This is a genomic window from Natronorubrum amylolyticum (assembly GCF_052040145.1).
In the GTDB taxonomy this organism is placed as follows: Archaea; Halobacteriota; Halobacteria; order Halobacteriales; family Natrialbaceae; genus Natronorubrum.
The window spans coordinates 678,763-698,555 of the sequence record NZ_JBPPFW010000003.1; the positions used below are offsets into that span (position 1 = coordinate 678,763).

At 65.2% G+C, this 19,793-nt stretch carries 20 protein-coding genes; 10 read left to right on the forward strand and 10 right to left on the reverse strand.

Annotated elements, in window-relative coordinates; translation table 11 throughout:
- The first annotated feature begins 455 nt into the window (after positions 1 to 455).
- Complete coding sequence (locus ACSFDB_RS14745) at positions 456 to 1,829, forward strand: APC family permease (protein ID WP_440771700.1); 1,374 nt, start codon at positions 456 to 458, stop codon at positions 1,827 to 1,829.
- A gap of 59 nt (positions 1,830 to 1,888) precedes the next feature.
- On the opposite strand, the gene ACSFDB_RS14750 is transcribed toward ACSFDB_RS14745, so the two are convergent.
- A complete protein-coding gene (locus ACSFDB_RS14750; RefSeq protein ID WP_440771701.1) occupies positions 1,889 to 2,716 on the reverse strand; it encodes a nucleoside phosphorylase in 828 nt (275 codons plus the stop codon).
- Positions 2,717 to 2,775: 59 nt separating this feature from the next.
- Between ACSFDB_RS14750 and ACSFDB_RS14755 the strand changes: the two genes are divergently transcribed.
- Positions 2,776 to 3,252, forward strand: a complete 477-nt coding sequence (locus ACSFDB_RS14755) for a DUF488 domain-containing protein (protein ID WP_440771702.1) — start codon at positions 2,776 to 2,778, stop codon at positions 3,250 to 3,252.
- A 16-nt stretch (positions 3,253 to 3,268) separates the two neighbouring features.
- Here the strand turns inward: ACSFDB_RS14755 and ACSFDB_RS14760 are convergent, their stop codons facing one another.
- Positions 3,269 to 3,568 (reverse strand): hypothetical protein, encoded by a 300-nt coding sequence (locus ACSFDB_RS14760; protein WP_440771703.1) that lies wholly within the window; start codon positions 3,566 to 3,568, stop codon positions 3,269 to 3,271.
- Positions 3,569 to 3,701: 133 nt separating this feature from the next.
- Between ACSFDB_RS14760 and ACSFDB_RS14765 the strand changes: the two genes are divergently transcribed.
- A complete protein-coding gene (locus ACSFDB_RS14765) occupies positions 3,702 to 4,301 on the forward strand; it encodes a flavin reductase family protein (protein ID WP_440771704.1) in 600 nt (199 codons plus the stop codon).
- A 303-nt stretch (positions 4,302 to 4,604) separates the two neighbouring features.
- Here the strand turns inward: ACSFDB_RS14765 and cdd are convergent, their stop codons facing one another.
- The 7 genes from cdd to ACSFDB_RS14800 all read right to left on the reverse strand — a co-directional run bounded on the left by cdd (position 4,605) and on the right by ACSFDB_RS14800 (position 12,528).
- Positions 4,605 to 5,003 carry a cytidine deaminase gene (gene cdd, locus ACSFDB_RS14770; RefSeq protein WP_440771705.1) on the reverse strand — a complete coding sequence of 133 codons (399 nt, stop codon included), beginning with the start codon at positions 5,001 to 5,003 and terminating at the stop codon, positions 4,605 to 4,607.
- Between the two features lie 72 nt (positions 5,004 to 5,075).
- The gene (locus tag ACSFDB_RS14775) at positions 5,076 to 6,143 is read right to left on the reverse strand and encodes an ABC transporter permease (RefSeq protein ID WP_440771706.1); all 1,068 of its coding nucleotides are present in this window, start codon (positions 6,141 to 6,143) and stop codon (positions 5,076 to 5,078) included.
- Complete coding sequence (locus ACSFDB_RS14780; protein WP_440771707.1) at positions 6,136 to 7,401, reverse strand: ABC transporter permease; 1,266 nt, start codon at positions 7,399 to 7,401, stop codon at positions 6,136 to 6,138. The genes ACSFDB_RS14775 and ACSFDB_RS14780 overlap by 8 nt, the downstream gene beginning before the upstream one ends.
- On the reverse strand, positions 7,398 to 9,044 hold the full coding sequence (locus ACSFDB_RS14785; protein WP_440771708.1) for an ABC transporter ATP-binding protein: 1,647 nt from the start codon (positions 9,042 to 9,044) through the stop codon (positions 7,398 to 7,400). The genes ACSFDB_RS14780 and ACSFDB_RS14785 overlap by 4 nt, the downstream gene beginning before the upstream one ends.
- A 6-nt stretch (positions 9,045 to 9,050) precedes the next feature.
- Positions 9,051 to 10,115, reverse strand: a complete 1,065-nt coding sequence (locus tag ACSFDB_RS14790) for a BMP family lipoprotein (RefSeq protein WP_440771709.1) — start codon at positions 10,113 to 10,115, stop codon at positions 9,051 to 9,053.
- A 229-nt stretch (positions 10,116 to 10,344) separates the two neighbouring features.
- Positions 10,345 to 11,742 (reverse strand): phosphohexomutase domain-containing protein, encoded by a 1,398-nt coding sequence (locus ACSFDB_RS14795; RefSeq protein ID WP_440771710.1) that lies wholly within the window; start codon positions 11,740 to 11,742, stop codon positions 10,345 to 10,347.
- Between the two features lie 150 nt (positions 11,743 to 11,892).
- Positions 11,893 to 12,528, reverse strand: coding sequence for a MaoC family dehydratase (locus ACSFDB_RS14800; RefSeq protein WP_440771711.1), 636 nt, complete (start codon positions 12,526 to 12,528; stop codon positions 11,893 to 11,895).
- Between the two features lie 271 nt (positions 12,529 to 12,799).
- On the opposite strand from ACSFDB_RS14800, the gene ACSFDB_RS14805 reads away from it, so the two are divergent.
- The 7 genes from ACSFDB_RS14805 to ACSFDB_RS14835 all read left to right on the forward strand — a co-directional run bounded on the left by ACSFDB_RS14805 (position 12,800) and on the right by ACSFDB_RS14835 (position 18,382).
- Positions 12,800 to 13,120 (forward strand): AbrB/MazE/SpoVT family DNA-binding domain-containing protein, encoded by a 321-nt coding sequence (locus ACSFDB_RS14805; protein WP_090303481.1) that lies wholly within the window; start codon positions 12,800 to 12,802, stop codon positions 13,118 to 13,120.
- Entirely contained in the window at positions 13,117 to 13,602 is a 486-nt protein-coding gene (locus ACSFDB_RS14810) for a hypothetical protein (RefSeq protein WP_440771712.1), read from the forward strand. The genes ACSFDB_RS14805 and ACSFDB_RS14810 overlap by 4 nt, the downstream gene beginning before the upstream one ends.
- A 51-nt stretch (positions 13,603 to 13,653) precedes the next feature.
- Positions 13,654 to 14,199 (forward strand): poly(R)-hydroxyalkanoic acid synthase subunit, encoded by a 546-nt coding sequence (locus ACSFDB_RS14815; RefSeq protein WP_440771713.1) that lies wholly within the window; start codon positions 13,654 to 13,656, stop codon positions 14,197 to 14,199.
- Entirely contained in the window at positions 14,196 to 15,773 is a 1,578-nt protein-coding gene (gene phaC / locus ACSFDB_RS14820) for a class III poly(R)-hydroxyalkanoic acid synthase subunit PhaC (protein ID WP_440771714.1), read from the forward strand. The genes ACSFDB_RS14815 and phaC overlap by 4 nt, the downstream gene beginning before the upstream one ends.
- A 141-nt stretch (positions 15,774 to 15,914) precedes the next feature.
- Complete coding sequence (locus ACSFDB_RS14825) at positions 15,915 to 16,658, forward strand: beta-ketoacyl-ACP reductase (protein ID WP_440764320.1); 744 nt, start codon at positions 15,915 to 15,917, stop codon at positions 16,656 to 16,658.
- Between the two features lie 172 nt (positions 16,659 to 16,830).
- Positions 16,831 to 17,628, forward strand: coding sequence for a proteasome subunit alpha (locus ACSFDB_RS14830; protein WP_440771715.1), 798 nt, complete (start codon positions 16,831 to 16,833; stop codon positions 17,626 to 17,628).
- A 1-nt stretch (position 17,629) separates the two neighbouring features.
- On the forward strand, positions 17,630 to 18,382 hold the full coding sequence (locus ACSFDB_RS14835) for an archaeal proteasome endopeptidase complex subunit alpha (RefSeq protein ID WP_440771716.1): 753 nt from the start codon (positions 17,630 to 17,632) through the stop codon (positions 18,380 to 18,382).
- A 375-nt stretch (positions 18,383 to 18,757) separates the two neighbouring features.
- Here ACSFDB_RS14835 and ACSFDB_RS14840 read toward each other — a convergent pair whose 3' ends face one another.
- Complete coding sequence (locus ACSFDB_RS14840; RefSeq protein ID WP_440771717.1) at positions 18,758 to 19,783, reverse strand: DUF7351 domain-containing protein; 1,026 nt, start codon at positions 19,781 to 19,783, stop codon at positions 18,758 to 18,760.
- Positions 19,784 to 19,793: the final 10 nt, after the last annotated feature.

Consider the following 19,793-nt stretch of genomic DNA (forward strand, 5'->3'; position numbering starts at 1 on the left):
GGGTCCGGGGGACCCGCTTACGAACGGGGAGTGAAACGACCCGCGAGTAGGGAGGAATCGAAGACCGCTCGAGCGAGCGACAGGTTGTGCCGTGAGTAGGAGGATCCGAAGCAGTTGCCAGTGAACGGGGTGCGAAGCGACCCGTGAGTCGAGAAGAATCAGAGACTCCACTATCGAACGAGTCCGACGAATCGGTAGCACAGTGCGCTCGTGTACTGACCTGCGGGCTCAATTGCTGCGGAGTGCCTCGTGCGTATCTCAAACACCGATCGAACTGCCGCTCGCTGACTTGCTGAACTCGAGTCGGCTACTCTTTTCGCTCGAGAGTACCCAGCGACACGCTATGGAATCCCTGCTGGCAAATATTACAACCACTGTTACCGCATGCATCGATAATCCGTAACACTGTTATCCACTACCGGACTTGTCACGAACAATCACTTGAGATAGATACAATGTCTGAACACGGAATAATCGATCAGAAAGTTGGGCTGATAGGGGCCACGGTACTGATAATCGGAAACGTCATCGGGGTGAGTGCGTTCGTGCTCCCCGGGCCGCTGGCGGGGGACGCCGGGCCGGGGATCATCTTCGCGCTGTTGCTCGCGTTGATCCCGCTGACCTTCGGGATCCTCATGTCGCTGCAGTTGGGGAGTGCGATACCCGTCGCCGGAGGGAGCTACGTCTACGCGTCGCGGCTCGTGGGGCCGTTCTGGGGCTTTTTGCTCCCGTGGATCACGATCCCCGGCGTCTGGGCCGGCATGCTGTTCATCGGCCTCGGCTTCGCCGAGTACGCCGGGTTCGTCGCCGACAACATCTCGGCGATTCCGGCGATTCCCGATCTCTGGTTGATCTACGGGCTGCTTATCCCGTTTATCGTTTTGAACGTACTCGGGATCAAGATGGTCGCTATCGTTCAGTTCATCATGGTGTCGATCATCGTCGTCGGGATGCTCGCGTTCATTGTTCCCGGCGCGTTCATCGTCGATACGAACAACTACACGCCGCTGTTCCCCGAGGGAACCGGCCCGGCTATCGTCGCCGTCGTCTCGCTGTACTTCCCGCTTCGGGGCTTCCGACTCGTCGTCGAACTCGGCGAGGAGATGGAGAACCCCGCGAAGAACATTCCGCGCGTGCTCGGGCTCTCGGCCGCGATCTCCCTCTCGCTGCTGGTCGGACTCGTCGTCGTCCTCGTCGGGTCGGCGAACTACGAGGTCCTCGGCGGGATGGACGCCGCCGTCGCGGAGGTCTCACTGCAGAACTTCCCGACGGCACTGACTGCACTCGTCCTGATGGCCGCGGCGATGGGTGCGCTGACGTCGATCAACATGACCTACACCGCGTACTCGAGGCTCCTGATGCGAGCTGGTCGTGACGACATCATCCCGGGGGCGATCGCCCGCATTCACGACCGCTACGACTCGCCGTACGTGGCCGTCCTCCTGCTGGGCGTCCCGCCGCTGCTCGTCGCGCCGATTTCGCCGGGAACCGTCACGCTCTCCGTGGCGCTCTCGCTGACGATCCTGTTCGGCCTCGCCGTCGCCGGCGTCGCGCTGTGGAACCTGCCGAAGGTGTTCCCCGACCGCTACGAGTACTCGCTGTACAAGCTGCCGCCGTGGCTGCTCAAAACCACTGCCGCGGGAGCGGTCGTCTCCGCTGCGATCCTCTGGGTGCTGGTTGCAACCCAGCTCCGGATGATGGTCGCCGTCCTCGCCGGCTGGATGATTCTCGGCTACCTCTTCTACCGGGCTCGCATCGCGTACTTCGAGAAGCGCGGCGTCGACCTCGAGAACCGGATGAAACGTCTCCACGAGAACGAGCAGCTGTAGTCACACTGCACGCGATTCGGTTCAACGACGGATTTTCGCTGACATCGACTGACTACCGGTTAGGCGTCCTCGAGCGAGAGCCCGGCGTGCCAGCGGTCCGCGCCGGCCTCGCGCTTGACGGCGTCCATCTTCGCGAGCAGGTGGGTTGCGAGCGTCGCCGTTTCGGCGGCGCGTGACTCGCCCTCGGTTCGGAACTCGCCGGTCTCTCGATTTGCGTAGACGGTACAGACCGCGCCGGCCCGAAGGCCGTAGATGTTCGCGATGGTCACGATCGCGCTGGCTTCCATCTCGATGTTCTTCACGTTCGCCTCCTTCAACTGGTCGACGAGGTCGTCCGCGCCGGCGGCCTCGAATCCCTCGAAACCGGGGCGACCCTGGCCCGCGTAGAAGGAGTCCGCGCTCATCGTGATGCCCGTGTGATAGTCGTAGCCGAGTCGCTCGGCGGCCGCGACCAGCGCGCAGACGACCTCGTGGTCGGCCGCGGCGGGGTAATCCTCCCGGACGTACTCGTCGCTGGTTCCCTCCTGACGGACCGCACCGGTCGTGATCACCAGATCGCCGACGTCCATCTCGGGTTGGATCGCCCCACAGGAGCCGACGCGAATGAACGTGTCACAGCCGACGCGGGCGAGTTCCTCGACGGCGATGGCCGCCGACGGACTGCCGATCCCCGTCGACGTAACCGAGATCGGCGTTCCCTCGGTCGTCCCCGTCGCGGTCCGGTACTCGCGGTGGTGGGCCGTGACTTCGTGGTCGTCCCAGAAGTCGACGATCTTCTCGAGTCGCTCCGGATTCCCCGGGAGGAGCACGGTCTCCGCGACGTCGTCGGAGCCGACCTCGAGGTGGTACTGTACGTCGGCGTTCGGATCTTCGCTGTCGCCGGTCATTCAGACGCGGTGATTCGCACCGCCGCCGTATATAACTGCAGGGCCGACGTACCGCCGGTATGGCACGCGGAGCCGAGGGAACGGACGATGCCAATGGCCAGAATGCGTTCGAGGGAACGCTCGAGGACACCTACGTGGCCGCGCTCCAACACGATCTCGCCGATCTCCCGCCCGAGACGACGCTCGTCGGCGTCGTTCGGAACCCGACGCCGTGGTTTCACGGGGCCGTCGACGAGAACCGTCCGGCACTCGGACCGCCCGGCGAGTTGCTCGAGTCGTTTCAGACGACCGTCGACGACCTGAAGATGCGCGGGATCTGCGAGGAAGGCGCACACAACGCCGCGTGGGACGAAGTCGGATTCGAGGAGCGGTATCGAAACTACCTCGAGGAGTCGGCCGACGCGCAGGCGGCGCTCGAGGCCCTCGAAACCCGACTCGCGGACGGCGAGTCGCTGGCGCTGGTCTGTTTCGAGAACACCGCGAAGAAGCGCTGCCACCGGACGGTGCTTCGGGACGTGCTCGAGAAGCGGAGATGACGCCGTCGTCGCGCACTCATCTCGAGAGCGGACCGAGCGCTCGCGGAACGAAATCGAGCGCGTAGGCCGCACAGTAGACGCCGAGCAGGATCATCGGCACTGCAAAGAGGAGCCCGTCGGCCCCCTGACTGGCCGCGTTCTGTACGCCCGCCCAGACCGACGCCAACCCGAGGGCGAGCAAGACCAGCGTTCCGATCACGTCGAGCAGGGCGTCCCGAACCGCTTTGCGAACGACGGTATAGAGGGCCCTCTCATCGAATCTCGAAGGCTGATCCAGGTTCTGATTTCGGTCCGGTGCTTCGTTCGGAGAGGACATGATGGGAGGTTGAAACCAACATCGGAAAGTGGTTTCGGTCGACTCACTCGCCGCGAAGCCACCTCGAGGACCGCACCCGACAACTCGCCGGAATCCATCGAACTGATGTGGTGAGTACCCATACCCACTCGTCATGCACGAGTTCGACACGGACGAGCGGTCCGAAGACGAGATCGCCCGGTTCGTCAAGACGGTCGTCACTCCCCGTCCCATCGCCTGGATCAGCACGCGAACCGAGGATGGCGTCGACAACCTGGCACCCTTCAGCTCCTACAACTACGTCTCGCTGACGGAGCCGACGGTGCTGTTCAACACGCCCAACGGCGACCGCGACGAACTGAAGGACACGGCACGAAACGCCCTGGATACGGGCGAGTTCGTCGTCAACGTCGTCACCGAGTCCGAGATCGAACGGATGGACCACACCTCGGCCGCGATCCCGCCCGAGGAGAGCGAGTTCGATCTCGCCGACGTCGAGCGCGCCGACTGTCGAACCGTCTCGGCGTCGCGGGTCGCGAACGCGGCCGTCTCGATGGAGTGTACGCTGCACGACTCGCTCGAGGTCCACGACAAACTGATGATCCTCGGCGACGTCCAGCACGTTCACGTCGACGAGGAACTGCTCGCCGAGGGCGACGGAAAACTCGACATGCGCGATCTCCCGACCGTCGGCCGACTCGGCGGGCCGTACTACACGGTCTCCGATCCGGTGGAGTTCGAGCGGCAGTTCTGACTGGTGGAGTTCGGCTATCGCGGCAGAAGCGACTCTTGACGGTCCGATACCGATGCAGCGACTCTCAGCGATGCACAATCCAGAACACCGACTCGAGGCAGACACCGAGGGTTTCCACACCCTCCCCAACCGATTTCTTCTCACGGGCCCAACGGGCCCGTTCGAATGTCCGCGGAACCGTTGGTTCCGCGCTACGCTCCTTTCAGTCGCTCATCCCTCGCGAGTTGCGACACCGCTCACTGTCGTTCGCCGTGCCGCTGCGCGCCGTCGAAACAGACAATTACGCGAGGACGGGCGACGAAGCTACTCGAGCATCTCCTCGGTGATCGTGTTCGGCAGCAGGCCACCGAGCGTGTACTCCGTCGGGTCCTCGTCCTCGCCTTCGTCACAGATCACGAGGAGGTCGTCGTCGCAGAATTCGGCGAGAGTCTGTCGGCACATCCCGCAGGGCGTGACTCCGTCCCGGCGGCCGGAGCTGACGGCGAGCCGCGCAAAGTCTCGGTGGCCGTTCTTGACCGCCTCGGCGACGGCCACCTCTTCCGCGTGGAGGCTGTTGCTGTAGTTCGCGTTCTCTAAGTTACAGCCGACGAAGACCTCCCCGTCGGCCGTCTCGAGGGCGGCACCGACGGGGTACTCGGAGTAGGGAACGTGGGCGTCGGACTGGACGTCGCGGGCGGCCTCGAGCAACTTGGTCTTGTTCATACCGCTGCTAACTCGAGAGCGGACAAGAAGGCACCGACAGCCGCAGACCCGCCGTCGGAAGCGAAGCGGCGGTCAGTCCTCCCCAGACTCGTAGTTCTCGCCGGCGGCACCCGGCAGCCGGGTCTTCCCGACGAAGGTGATCACGAGGATCACGGTCACGTAGGGAATCGTGCGGATGAGCTCCGACGGGACGGCGTAGCCGATGTTCTGAATCCGGAGCTGGAACGCGTCGAGGCCCGCGAAGAGAAACGAGCCGGCGAGCGCGCCGAGGGGGTGGTAGTTCGCGAACAGGTAGGTCGCGATGGCGATGAACCCGCGGCCCTGCATGTCGGTTTCGCCGCCGCCGGCGAAGGTCCCGAGCTGGCCGAGTGCGAACCCTGCGCCGCCGAGACCGGCGAACACGCCCGAGAGGATGACCGCCGCGTAGCGAACCTTTCGGACGTCAACGCCGGCTGTATCGAGCGCCTTCGGGTTCTCGCCGCTGGCGACAACCCAGCGCCCGAAGCTCGTCCAGTTGAGCACGTACCAGCCGACGAGGACGGCCCCGAACATGAGGTAGACCTGCGGCGGCGTGTCGAACAGCAGGTAGCCGAGTAGCGGAATCTCGGACAGCACCGGGATCGTCACGTTGTCGAACGTGCCGACGTTGCCGGTGTTCGGACTGTCGAAGACGATTCGCGAGACGAACGGTGCCAATCCGAGCGCGATGAGCCAGAGCGCCAGTCCCGCGATGATCTGGTCCGCCTTGTACTCGATGCAGACGACCGCGAACAGCAGCGCGAACAGCGTGCTCACGAGCACGCCAGCGAGCAGTCCCCACCAGTGGTGTGAGACCGCGAACGTCGACTCGCCGGAGCCCAGCCAGAAGGTGACGATCACCGCGCTGAACGCCGAGACGATGAGCAGCCCCTCGATTCCGATGTTGATCACGCCGCTCTTCTCCGCGAAGATCCCCCCGATCGCGGCGAGCGCGATGGGGACGGCCAGCCGGAGCATCGCCGTGTGCGTTCCCGGGCTGGCAGCGACCGATAGCGTAACGCCCGCCCACGAATCGGGGAAGAGGACGCCGAATAGGATCCAGAGGACCGCGAACGAGGCGGTTACGGCGATCATGATCCCGGTTCGCCGGTTGTCAATCATCGCGCTCACCTCCGTCGTCGGTCGTTGCTCCGTCGTCATCTGGTTCACCGCCATCCGCGCGGACGGGGTCGCTACTGCTGACGTCGACGTATCGTGTGCCGATCATACGGAAGAACTCCGGCATCGCGACGAACAGGATGATGAGACCGCTCAGAATCCCCACCAACTCCGGCGGGACGGCCGTCGCGGTCCCGATCGCGCTCGAGCCGCTGTCGAGGACGCCGAAGAGGAACGCTGACGCGCCGATACCCAGCGGATTGTTGGCCGCGAGGATCGAGACGGCGATGCCGTCGAAGCCGAGCGGCGGCACGCTCTCGAGCCAGCGTCCGTGTTGCATGAGCACCCAGAGCGCGCCGCCGATACCGCCGAGCGCGCCGGAGAGGGTCATGCTCGTGACGATCATCCGTTTCTCGTCGACGCCGCTGTAGGCGGCCGCCTCCGGTTGGACGCCGCTCGTCCGGAGTTCGTAACCGAAGGAAGTACGCGCGAGCAGCCAGGCGATCCCGATCATGAGCGCGACCGCGAACGCGAGCGCGAGCAGCGAGAAGTTCGCCCGGCTACTGAAGCCGACGAGAGGGATGTTCGGAATCTCGGCGTACTCGGGGATTCGCCGAGTCCCCGGATTGGGGCTGTCGGGATCCTGGAACTGCCAAGATAACAGCGTCGAGGTGATCCCGACGGCGACGAAGTTGAGCATGATGGTCGTGATGACCTCGTTCGCGTCGGCGTAGGCTTTGAGGGCGCCCGGAATCGCGCCGAAGAACCCACCCGCGACCGCACCGGCGAGCACGCCGAGCGGGATGAGCACGACCGTCCCGACGACGCCGCTGGGAACGATCAACGAGGCGTAAACGACGGTGACCGCCGTCGCGAGACCGCCGACGACTAACTGTCCCTGCGTCCCGATGTTGAACAGGCCGGCCCGGTAGGCCACCGCGAACGACAGTCCGGTGAAGATCAGCAGCGTCGTCTGCTGGAGCGTCGTCGCCAGTCGGTGGTTCCCCGGACTCCAGCCGCCCTCGAGTGGGTGGCCAAGCGCGCCCAAGAACAGCTCGTAGTAGACCTGCACCGGGTTGTAACAGAAGGTCCAGCCGGCGACGTTCAGCCCGGTCTGACAGGAGGCGAAGGCGCCCGAAACGAACACGAGCACGCCGCCGACCAGGATCGACGCGAACAGGGCCGCGATACTGATGGCGACCCGCTCGAGGATCGACGCGCGGATGAGGCGCTCGATAAGGGTCTCGAGTCGCTGTCTCATGCGTCACCTCCGGAATCGGCGTCGGTGGTCGGTGACATTCCGCCGGCGGAGTCGGACGCGGCTCGTGACTCCGGCCGTTCGCCGGCCATGAGCAAGCCGAGTCCCTCCTCGGTGAGATCGTCGGGATCGGTGACGTCCATGAACGAGCCCTCGTAGATGACCGCCAACCGGTCGGAGAGGCTCCGCACCTCGTCCAGATTCGACGAGACGAGCAGGATGGCGATACCCGCGCGGCGGAGTTCGAGCAGCCGTTCGTGGATGAACTCGGTCGAACCGATGTCGACGCCGCGCGTCGGGTGGGTCGCGACGACCAATCGCGGACCGCGTTCGAACTCGCGGCCGACGATGAACTTCTGTTGGTTCCCTCCCGAGAGGGATTCGGCGTCCGCCTCCGCGTCGGGTGGGCGAACGTCGTAGGTCTCGATGATCTCCTCGGAGTGGTCGCGGACCTCCTGCCAGTCGATGCGTCCGGATTCGGAGAACTCCTCGGAGCGCTGGCTTCCGAGCACGCCGTTTTCGACGAGATCGAACGACATCACGAGCCCCTGCTCGTGGCGATCCTCCGGGATGTACGACATGCCGGCATCGATTCGGTCGCGGCGCGACCAGCCGGTCACGTCCGCGTCATCGAAGACGACCGACCCGCGTTCGGGCTCTCGAAGTCCCGTGATTGCCTCGATCAGTTCGGTCTGGCCGTTGCCGTCGACCCCGGCGATGCCGAGGATCTCGCCGGCTCGGACCTCGAGATCGATGCCCGACACGACCTCGACGCCGCGCGCGTCTTCGACGGACAGTTCGTCGACGGAGAGGATCGTCCCGCCGACCTCGTTCGGCTCGGTTTCGGCCTCGAGGAGCACCTCCCGGCCGACCATGTACTCGGCCAGTTCCTCCCGCGTCGTCCGGTTCGGATCGACCGTACCGACGGACTCCCCGTCCCGGAGGACGGTGATCGCGTCCGCGGCGTGTGTCGCCTCACCGAGTTTGTGCGTAATGAAAATGATCGTCTTCCCCTGGGCCGTTAGCTCCTCGAGCACGTCGTAGAGTCCCTCGACCTCCTGGGGCGTGAGGACGGCCGTCGGCTCGTCGAGGATGAGGACGTCGGCGCCCCGGTAGAGCGCTTTGAGGATCTCGACGCGCTGCTGGACGCCGACGCTGCAGTCGGCGATCGTCGCCGTCGGATCGACGTCGAACCCGTAGCGATCGCAGAGATCCCGGATCTCGCGCTCGATACGTTCGCGGTCGACCGCCATCCCGAACCACTTTCGCGGCTCGTTACCGAGTGCGATGTTCTCCGCGACGGTCATCGTGTCGACCAGCATGAAGTGCTGGTGGATCATGCCGATCCCGGCGTCGATGGCGTCGCGCGGCGAACCGAACGCGCGCTCGGTGCCGTCGACGACCACGCGGCCCTCGTTCGGCTCGTAGAGCCCGTAGAGGACGTTCATCAGCGTCGTCTTTCCGGCCCCGTTCTCCCCCAGCAGGGCGTGGACGCTCCCTCGCTCGACCAGCAGGTCGACGTCGTCGTTCGCGACGACGCCCGGAAACCGTTTGGTGATTCCGTCGAGATGCACCGCGAGATCGCCCGCAGTTGCTGTCTCGACTCCGCCCGCGTCGTCGGTGTGTTCCGTTCCCGGCTCGGTCATGCGCGATCAGACGTCGTCGGGATCGTCCGGAACCTCGATCTCGCCGTCGATGAGTTCCTGTCTGGATTCGTCGACCTGATCCGTGATCTCGTCGGGAATCTCGTCGCCGATCGTGTCGCCGTAAACAGCCTCGACGCCACCGTCCTCGAGTCCGAGCTCCTCGGTTTCGCCGCCCTCGAACTCGTCGTTGACGATCGACTCGACGGCCGTGTAGACGGCCTCGTCGACGCGTTTGACCATGCTCGCGAGGATCACGTCGGCGTAGTCCTCCTCCTCGAGCGACTGATCGGAGTCGACGCCGATCGCGAACCGACCTTCGGATTCGGCGGCCTGGAAGACGCCGACGCCGGTCGCACCCGCGGCGTGGAAGACGATATCGGCGCCGTGGTCCTGATACATCGAGAGCGCGGCCTCTTGACCGCCGCTCGTGTCGTTGAAGTCGCCGACGTACGAGGAGATGACCTCGGCGTCGTCGTTCGCGTACTCGACGCCGGCGGTGAAGCCGGCCTCGAACGATTCGATCAGGGGCGATTCGACGCCGCCGACGAAGCCGACGACGTCCTCGTCCGGATTCGTCTCTCCGTCGCCGGCCGAGAACTCCTCGGCGGTCAACAGTCCCGCCAGGTGGCCGACCTGGAACGAGCCGCCCGGTTCGTCGAAGACGTAGTTTCGGACGTTGTCTTCCTCGATACCCGCGGTGTCGATGATCATAAAGTTCTGATCGGGGTACTCGGGTGCGTTCTCCGCGAGCGCGTCCTCCTGTGCGAAGCCGACACAGGTGATCAGATCGTACTCACCGCCCTCCGCGAAGTCGCGCTGGTGGCCGTCGAACTCACCCTCGTCGTCGGGTTCGGCCTGATCGTAGCTGAGGTCGAACTCGTCCTGCGCGTCCTCGATCCCCGACTGCGCCATATCGTTGAACGAGTTGTCGCCGAGCCCGCCGCTCGCGTAGATCATACCGACCTGATACTCCGTATCGGCGTCTTCGCCGAAGCCGCCCACACAGCCGGCTATCGTGGTCAGTCCTGCGACACCTGCACCAGTAAGGAACCGCCGTCGATTCTGCGCCATAGCCCTGAATAGCGTAGACATTCGGTTTATACTCGTCGGAATCGACGAATGTAATACTAACAGAACTAGTCTGCCTTCACTTGTTATTCGTTTCGAATACGAACGGCGTGAAACGCACAGCCGGAATCGAAATCGCCCGGCTTGCACGAGACCCGATCCGGTTCGACTCCACCGTCGTGAACCCGACCAAAGCCCCGAAACCCGGTTCGGCGCTTCGGATTCGACTCGCTCACCGGGAAGCGGCGATCGCAGCCTCGACGACGTCGCGGGCGTCCGCGACCAGGTCGTCGACAGTGTCGCTCTCGGCGTAGATCCGCACGTAGGGTTCGGTTCCGCTCGGCCGGACGAGGATCCACGAGGCGTCCTCGAACTCGAGGCGAACGCCGTAGCTCGTGTCGACGGCCGCCGCCGGGAACCCGTCGGAGAGGTCGGTCTCGAGGGCGGCCATCGCGTCGGCCTTGGCGTCGTCCGGGCAGTCGACGCTGACCTTTCGGTAGGGTCGTTCGGTGACCGGCGCGCGGAGCGTTTCCGTATCGCCGGCCGCGGCGACGAGGGCGCTGACGACGGCCGCGCTCGCGACGCCGTCGATCCACCCGCCGAAGGCCGTGTGGATGTGTTTCCACGGCTCCGCGGCGAAGACGACGGCCGTCTCGTCGTCGTCCGCCGCCGCGCGGCGCTCTCGAGCGATCCCCTCGTGGAGCGCGCCGAGTCGGACTCGCTCGACATGTCCGCCCGCGTTGCGGACCTGTTCGTCGATGCGTGCCGATGCGTTGGGCGTCGTCACGACGACGGGGTCCTCGGCGTCGCTCGCCGCCGTGTAGTGGGCCGCGACGAGGGCGAGCACGGTGTCCTCGTGGATCACCTCCCCGTCGGGGCCGAGCACGACCAGTCGATCGGCGTCGCCGTCGTGGGCCAGTCCGAGGTCGAACGAGCCCGTCTCCAAAAAGGCCGAAAAGTCCGACAGCGTCTCCGGCGTCGGCTTGCTCTCGCGGGCGATAAAGTGGCCGTCGACGTTCGCGTTGAGCGCGACGACGTCGGCGCCGAGCCGTCCGAGGACGTGGGGCGTCGCGAGCGATCCCATCCCGTTGCCGCAGTCGACGGCGATCTCGAGCCCCTCGAGCGGCGTCTCGTCGGCCGAGCCGTCGCTCGACGACGAGAACTGTTCGCGCACGTAGGCGACGACAGCGTCCCGATACGCGTCGAGGACCTCGAGCGTCGACGACTCGCCCCACCGGTCCCAGCGGACGGACTCGAGCCCGCCGTCGCTCTCGACTAGATCCTCGACGGCGCGTTCGGCGTTGCGGTCGAACTCGACGCCGTTCGCGAAGAGTTTGATGCCGTTGTCCTGGGGCGGGTTGTGGCTCGCAGTGAGCATCACACCCTTGCGGCCGCGCGAGGCGAACGCCAGCGTCGGCGTCGGTACTTCGCCGATTCGAACGACGTCCGAGCCGGCGCTCTCGAGGCCGGCTTCGACCGCCGCGGCGAGCGCGGGTCCAGTTTCTCGGCCGTCTCGGCCGACGACGAACGTCGTGTCGGGATCGCCGGCGGCCTGTCCGACCGCGAGCGCGAGCGCTGGCGTTACCTCCTCGACCGGGCCGCGGATCCCTGCAGTCCCGAAGAGCGTCATAGCAGGCCGTTCCGCGAGGAACTACTTAGCAACGTTGCACCCGGATTCGGCTGCGCCGTCGCTACGGGATCGGCGGGCGGGGGAGGGCTGGGCTGAAAACGAGAGGCTGCTAAACTGCCTGAGCGGTCGGCCGACGGCGTGGAACGTCGACTACTCTTCCGGCATGTCGTCGATCAGGACGACCGCTTCGCCGTTGATGACGGTCGCGTCCTCGCTCTCGTTCCGGATGATCGTCTCGAGGCGGTACTGCCTGTTCCCGAGGTCTTCGACGATCTCGACGCGGGCGGAGACGCGGTCGCCGATGCCGACGGGCCCGCTGAACTCGAGGTCCTGAGAGAGGTAGATCGTGAGTCCAGGGAGTCGCGCCAGCGCGGCGCTGATGAGACCGGAAACGAGGGTCCCGTGGACGATCCGCTCGCCGAATCGCGTGCCGGCGGCGAACTCTTCGTCCAGGTGGAGTCGGTTCGTGTCGCCGCTGACGTGGGCGAACGCCCGAACGTCGTCCTCGCTCAGGACTTTTTCGAAGGTGACGGTGTCGCCGACGCTGATGTGGGCCGGGTCGTCGACCGTTCGGTCGAACTGCCAGTCGAGGTGGGAGTGATCGATCGACGGAATCGACGCGGCGACGGTCTCGGTATCGGAGCCGTTCGAGACGCCGGGTGCCAACATGGCGGACATCGCCGCGCGGTTGGCAGCAGTCGCACTTTCGAAGAGAGTCTGGGCCATCGACGTCCACGCGTCGGTCATGGCAGCGAAGTTGTGTTTCGCAGGCTTCTCGTGGGACATCTACGGCCCGGTAGGTGTGTGGTGGTTATGACTTCTTTGGCTGACCTGGACGATTTTAACCGGATTGTACACGATTATTAGCTATTTTCGTTCGCCCGGTTCGATCGATCGCTCGATCGGGTGATTGCCGTCCCCTCGTTCGATCGGCGTCGCCGACTCGTCGCCCGTCTGAAGACCGCGAGAGCACGTCCGATACGTCTTAACCCATTAGATGGTATCAGATGGTATCTAGTGGAAACCCTTATCAGGTCCGAGCCCGTACGTTCTGTTGATGACGGACGACTCCGACCGATCGCTCTGGTTCCCGCCTGCGATGTTCACCGAACAGATGCAGGAGGCAGGCGAGCAGGTTGCCGAATCCCAGCAGGAGATGATGAAGAAGATGATGCAGGCCAGCGGCTCGAACCCGTTCGATACCGGTTCCAGCTTCGGTCCGATGAACATGGGAACGGCGACGTTCAAAGCTCGCGTCCAGAGCGGCGGTCGGATCAGCATTCCCGGCCCGGAACGGGAAGCCCTCGACATCGAAGAGGGCGATATCGTCCAGACGATCGTCGTACCCGTCAAGCGAAACCGAGAAGATCAATCATGACTCAGAACCCATTCACCGCCGTCTTCGACGCACAGCGCACCGCACTCGAACAGTCCCAGAACCTCACCCACGACGCCCTCGAGGCCCAGAAGTCCTCGATCAGCGCCTTCGGCGACGCCGTCGAGAGCTCCGGCGCGATGTTCGAATCCAACGCCGAACTGACCAAGGGCGCCGTCCACGCCTACTTCGACGCCCTCGAGGCCTCCATGCCCGAGCAGGCCGCCGAGTTCGACGAACTCCGCGAACTCGTCGACGAAGGCTTCGACTCCGCAACTGACGCACAGCACCAGTCGCTCGAGGCCGTCGTCGAGGCCATCGACGAGTCCGAAGCCGCCTACGACGAGTTCGCCGCGAGCTACTCCGAGGTCGTCGACAACTCGTTCGACGCCGCGCTCGAGGCCCACGAACAGGTCGAAGCGAACGTCGCGTCCGTCGCAGACGACGTTGAGGAAGCCGCCGAAGAGTTCGACGTCTCGGCGTAGACCGCAGCATCAGGCGCAGCTTTTTCAGCGCCGAACCCCAATTTTAGCACAATGACAGATTCACAGCCCCAGGCGCAGAACTGGAACGCAGTCGTCGAACAGTGGAACGAACAGTTTATGGACGCGATCGAAGAGAACATGGAAGCCCAGGCCCAGTTCGTCGAGAGCTGGTCCGAAGCCGTCGGCGACGCCACCGACGAGAACGAGATCTCCGAGGGCGTCGAGGGCTACGCGCGGGCTTACGAGACGTGGATGAACGCCTCCCAGCAGATGGTCGAGCGGATGAACGATCAGATGGAAGGCGAAGAGGTCGACATGGAGGAGTTCCGCGACATATGGCTTAACACGGCCAACGACGCGTTCAAGGACGTCATGTCGACGACCGCCTTTGCTCGGATGACCGGCGAAACCGTCGGCGACATCCTCGAACTCCAGCAACAGGCTGACGAGGCCTCACAGGAGACGCTCAGCCAGCTCGGCTTCGCGACGGAAGACACCGTCGTCGAGGTCGGCGACCGCCTCGTCGAACTCGAGCGCCGCCAGCACGCCGTCGAGCAGAAACTCGACCGCGTTCTGGACCACCTCGAGGAAGAATGATGAATCCGTTCACATCCGTCCTGGACCTGCAGCGCCAGGCCTGGGAGGCGACCGCCGATCTGGCCGACAAGAGCAAAGTCGCACCAGAACGGACCGAAACGCTCGAGAACGTCGAGGTCGGCCAGACGCCGAGCGAGGTCGTCTACGAGGAGAACAAGCTCAAACTCCTCCACTACGAGCCGATGACCGAGGAGCAACACGACGTGCCGATCCTCGTCACGTACGCGCTGATCAACAAGCCGTACATCCTCGACCTCCAGCCCGACCGCTCGGTCGTCCAGACGCTGCTCGAGGCCGGCTTCGACGTCTATCTGATCGACTGGGGCGAACCCTCGAAGCTCGACCGCACGCTGGGCCTCGACGACTACGTCAACCGCTACATCGACAACTGCGTCGACGTCGTCCGCGAGCGCTCCGGACAGGACTCGATCAACATCCTCGGCTACTGTATGGGCGGCACGAAGTCGGCGATGTACGCCGCGCTCTACCCCGAGAAGGTCAAGAACCTCGCGCTGATGGCCGCCGGCCTCTGCTTTGCCGGCGACGGCGGCGTGCTCGAGCTCTGGGGCGCCGACGACTACTACGACCCCGAGACGGTCACCGACACCTTCGACAACGTTCCCGCCGAATTCCTCGACGTCGGCTTCGCGCTGATGGATCCCGTCGCGAACAACGTGACGAAGTACGTCCGCTTCTACGACAACATGGAGGACGAGGATTTCGTCGAGAACTTCGCCCGGATGGAGCGCTGGCTCGACGAGGGAATCGACGTCGCCGGCAAGGCCTACGAGGAGTTCATCCGCGACATCTATCAGGAGAACAAGCTCTACGAGAACGAGCTCTACCTGAACGGCGAGCACGTCGACCTCACGAAGATCGACATGCCCGTCCTTCAGATCGTCGCGGAGTACGACCACCTCATCCCGCCGGAGGCGTCGAAGCCGTTCAACGACGTTATCAGTTCCGAGGACACCGAGATCCTCGAGTTCGCGACGGGCCACATCGGGATGTCCGTCTCCTCGAGAAGCCACGAGGAACTCTGGCCGCAGGTCAGCGAGTGGTTCGAGACGCGTTCGAACGGGACGGAGGTTGAGGCTGAACCGGAGACGCCTGAACCCGAAGCCGAAGACGCCGCACTCGCCGAGGACGTCGCCGGCGACGAAACCGGTCCTGCGGATCTGACCGACGGCGGCGCAACGGTCGAAACCGACGCCGACGTCGGGACCGAACCGGACGACATCGACGCGGAGACGACCGACCGGACCGACGAGGAAGTCACCGCGCGCGGTGAGGACGACATCCAAGCGGAGCCCGCAGAGCCGGGCGAGATGACCGTCGACGAAGACGTCGTCGAAGAGGTCGCCGGCGAGGACGCGGCCTCCGAGATCGAGGCCGAGACCGACGACCTGACCGATCTCAGCGGCGTCGGGCAGGCCTACGCGGACGATCTGACGGAAGCCGGTATCGAAACCTTCGATCAGCTGGCCGATGCCGATACCGCGGAGCTGGCTACCGAAACCGGTATCTCACCCAGCCGAATCGAAGATTGGATCGAGCAGGCCCAGAACCGATAGCACTACCGCGATAGCCGGCGGTTCGCGTGACGACACCGCGCTATCGGACCCGGCCTCACGAGTCTCTCACTTTCTCTCGCCACCGTATCTCCTGATACCCAACATGTTGTTATTTATCGCCGGACGTTGAACGGGTGTACCATGTCTATGGATGGGCGAACCTGTGTTATCACCGGCTCGGCGCGCGGGATCGGACGCGGTATCGCGGAGTACCTCGGCGCGGAAGGGGCGAACGTCGTGATTAACTACCGGTCGTCGGAGGAATCGGCACTCGAGGCGGTCGACGCCATCGAATCGGCGGGCGGGAGCGCCGTCACCGCACGGGCCGACGTCGCCGACCGCGAGGAGGTCGTACACATGCGCGAGGTCTGCCACGACGCGTTCGGCCCGGCCGACGTCCTGGTCAACAACGCCGGGATCACGGCCGACGAACAGTTCACCGAGATGACCCGCGAAGAGTGGGATCGCGTCATGGACGTCAATCTCGGCGGGATGTTCAACTGCACCCAGGAGTTCTACGACGACATCTGGAACGCCCACGAGGGGAGACTGGTCAACATCTCGAGCGTCGTCGGCAAACAGGGCAACTTCGGACAGGCCAACTACGCGGCTGCCAAAAGTGGGATGTTCGGCTTCACCCGCACCATCGCCCTCGAACTCGCCAAAGGCGGGTCGACGGCCAACTGCGTCGCGCCCGGCTTCACCGCGACCGATATGCTCAAGAGCGTGCCGGACCACGTCCTCGAGCGAATCATCTCGGGCATTCCGCTCGAGCGACTGGCCGAAGTCGAGGATATCGCCGCCGTCGTTCGCTTCCTCGCCAGCGAGGACTCGAGTTACGTGACGGGCGAAGTGATCGACGTCAACGGCGGGATGGACCTCTAGCCGGCGTCGCAACGCGGATTTACTCTCGAGTTATCGAGCGCGTTCGGCGTTCGGTCGCCGTCGTTCGTGCGCTGTTGATTCCGTTTCGACGCTCGAGACGAGTTCGTACACCCTCGCAGCTAAAATATATTTTAGCTACCATATATTCCGTCGGAAGCCCTTCTCGTTACTGATGCAATCAGAAATGAACTTCGAGACGAGTTTCCTCGAGACGAGCGGCATCCAGCCGGTCGGCGACGGGAGACGATCCGACCGAGACGACGGGGGGACCGACCCGCACACCCTACCGAACGAGTTCACGACGGGAACCACGACGGTCGGTGCCGTCGGTGCGGACGGCGTCGTCCTCGCGGCGGACAGGCGGGCGAGCCTCGGCGGAAAATTCGTGACGAATCAGTCGGCACGGAAGATCGAACCCGTCGCCGACCGAACGGCCGTTGCCTTCTCGGGCAGCGTCAGCGACGCGCAGTCGTTCGTTCGCCACCTCCGCGCCGAACTCCGAGGCTACGAGTTACGTCACGACGCCGCCGCGTCAGTCGAAACCGCCGCGACCGTGGCCGGCGACCTCGTTCGACGGGGTCCCTACCGAATCCTCGACCTCGTGCTCGCGGGCGTCGACGACGGCCCGGCGGTCTACCAGATCGGCGGCGGCGGTGGCGTCATGGACACCGCGTACGCGGCCAGCGGCAGCGGCATGCAACTCGCCTACGGCGCACTCGAGGGGGCCTACGAGCCCGACCTCCCGCTTTCGGACCTCCGACGTGTCGTCGCGACCGCCGTCCAGAGTGCCACCGAGCGCGACACCGCCAGCGGTGACGGGATGACGATCGCGACGATTACTGCGGATTCGCTCGACCTCGAGCAGTTCGGGAGCGTGGCCGACGGCGTCGCGTCGACGGCCGACGCGACCGGAGACACCGGGTCGAACGATCCGAACGTGATCGAGGAATCCGACGAGGAGGTGCGCTGAGATGGACTCGAGTGCGCCCCAGCAGGCCTACGACCGCGGCAACACGATCTTCTCGCCGGACGGCCGGCTCTACCAGGTCGAGTACGCTCGCGAAGCCGTCGAACGCGGCTCGCCGAGCGTGGGCGTCGTGACCGACGACGGCGTCGTCCTCGCGGCGCGAAAGCGCGTTCGCTCGCCGCTGCTCGAGGCGGACACGATCGAGAAGATCCACGAGATCGACGACCACCTCGCGATCGCGTCCGCGGGCCACGCGGCCGACGCGCGACAGCTCGTCGACGTCGCGCGGCGGGTCGCCCAGCACCATCGGGTGCGATACGGCGAGCCCATCGGCGTGGAATCGCTCGCGACCCACCTCGCGGATCACGTCCAGGAACACACCCAGACGGGCGGGTCGCGTCCGTTCGGTGCGGCGCTCCTCGTCGCCGGCGTCGATCCCGGTGGTCCGAGCGGCGCCGAGGGGGAACCACGGCTGTTCGAAGTCGATCCCAGCGGCACCCCCTACGGCTGGCGGGCCGTCTCGATCGGGAACGGCACCGACGGGATCAGGGGATTCTTCGAGGATCGACTCGAGGGCGGCCTCCCGGGAGAGACGCAACGGGGAATCGCCACGGCACTCGAGGCGCTCGCGACGACGGCGGAGAGCGACCTCGAGCCGGAGAGCCTCGACGTGTGGACGATCGATTCGGACGCGGCGACGGTCGAGCGGCTGTCCGCCGACGAGATCGTGGCGGCCCTAGCAGAACTCGAGTCGTAGTTCGAGACTCGAGTTCGTCCCTCAGTAATCGGCGGATCGAACCGAGCGATCTCGAATCACTCACGCGCCGCGCGAGCGGCACACTCGAGCGAGTAACGCGTGACAGCGACGACGCCCCTTCTGCAGTTGTTGGCGGCGGTGAGTGCCACGTCCTCCCCAGCCGATTCGTTCACTCGCTGCGCTCGTTCACTCATCCCTCGCGCAGGATCGTGCTCCGGCTCGCTCTCGTGCTCACGGGTCGTTTCACTCCCCGTTCGCTTCTCGAGGCCTCACACCGTTCGGCCTCGCACCGCTCGCCGCAGCACAGCGCGCGCCACCGCAGCGTGGTTCGGTCGCTCAGCGGGCGATCTGCACCCACCGGTGTGGCCACAGCTCTTATTCCGCGACCGACGACCGCTGGACGTCGACCACGTCGAGCCCGTCGTCGACGTACAGCGCGAGTACCGCATCCTCGAGTTCGACGACGACCCGAACCGCGAGCGGGTCCTCCGAGAGCACCGTTTCGGCCCACTCGTGGCCGACGTTCCAGATCGGTCGCTCCCGGACGTCCCGGTCGTGCTCGTGGTAGAACGAGACGATTGCCGGGTGCTCGAGCAGCGCCAGCGTGACGGGGCAGCGCGCTTCGGTGCCGCAGGTCGAACACTCGAGGACAGCCTGGACGTGATCCGTGTGCTCGGTCGGCAACTCGTCGGCGACCGCAGGTGAGGGCGTTCCGAGTCGTGTGTCGACGGTGCCGGCACACTCGGGGCAGACGCCGTCGCGCATGAGCGTGAGCCGGTGACGGTGGTGTCGGTCGAACGCCTCGGGAAAGCTTCGTCCGTGGGACTCGAGTCCCGACGGCGGAAAGCCGAGTTGCAACAGTCGGCGCTCGCAGTCGGCACAGCCCACGGTCACGACGTTGTCGGTCGACTCGGCCTCGAGCGCGTCGTGCTCGCAGAACGGACAGGGCTCCTCGAGCGTGATCGGCGGGTGGTCGACACGGTGGGTGTAGGTACCGGTGGCGATCGCTCGGGCGATCTGCAGTCCGGCGTAGGTGAGTTCGTAGCCCGCCGTGTGTTCCCCGGAACCCACGGTTTCGTCCGCCGCGTCCTTTCGGAGATACGGGCCGACGAGTTGCTCGAGGTGATAGGCGAAGCCGGCCGACGTGTCTACCTCGGAGGCGTCGAACAGTTCCGAGAAGGTGGCTCGCGACGGCTCGTCGCCGTCGGTCCGCTCGAGCATCGTCTCGAGAATCCCCATTCGAATCTCGTTGCCGAGCGCCTGGAAGGCGTCGCTTGGAGCCGATAACTGTTCGGTCCGGGCGGACTCGAGAGCGGGCTCTCGGGGTGCGTTCGCCGGGTTCGGACTGGATTCAGTCCCTCCGCCGGTCGGCGACGGCTCGTCCGTGTCCTCGAAGGACATGCCGCGGGAT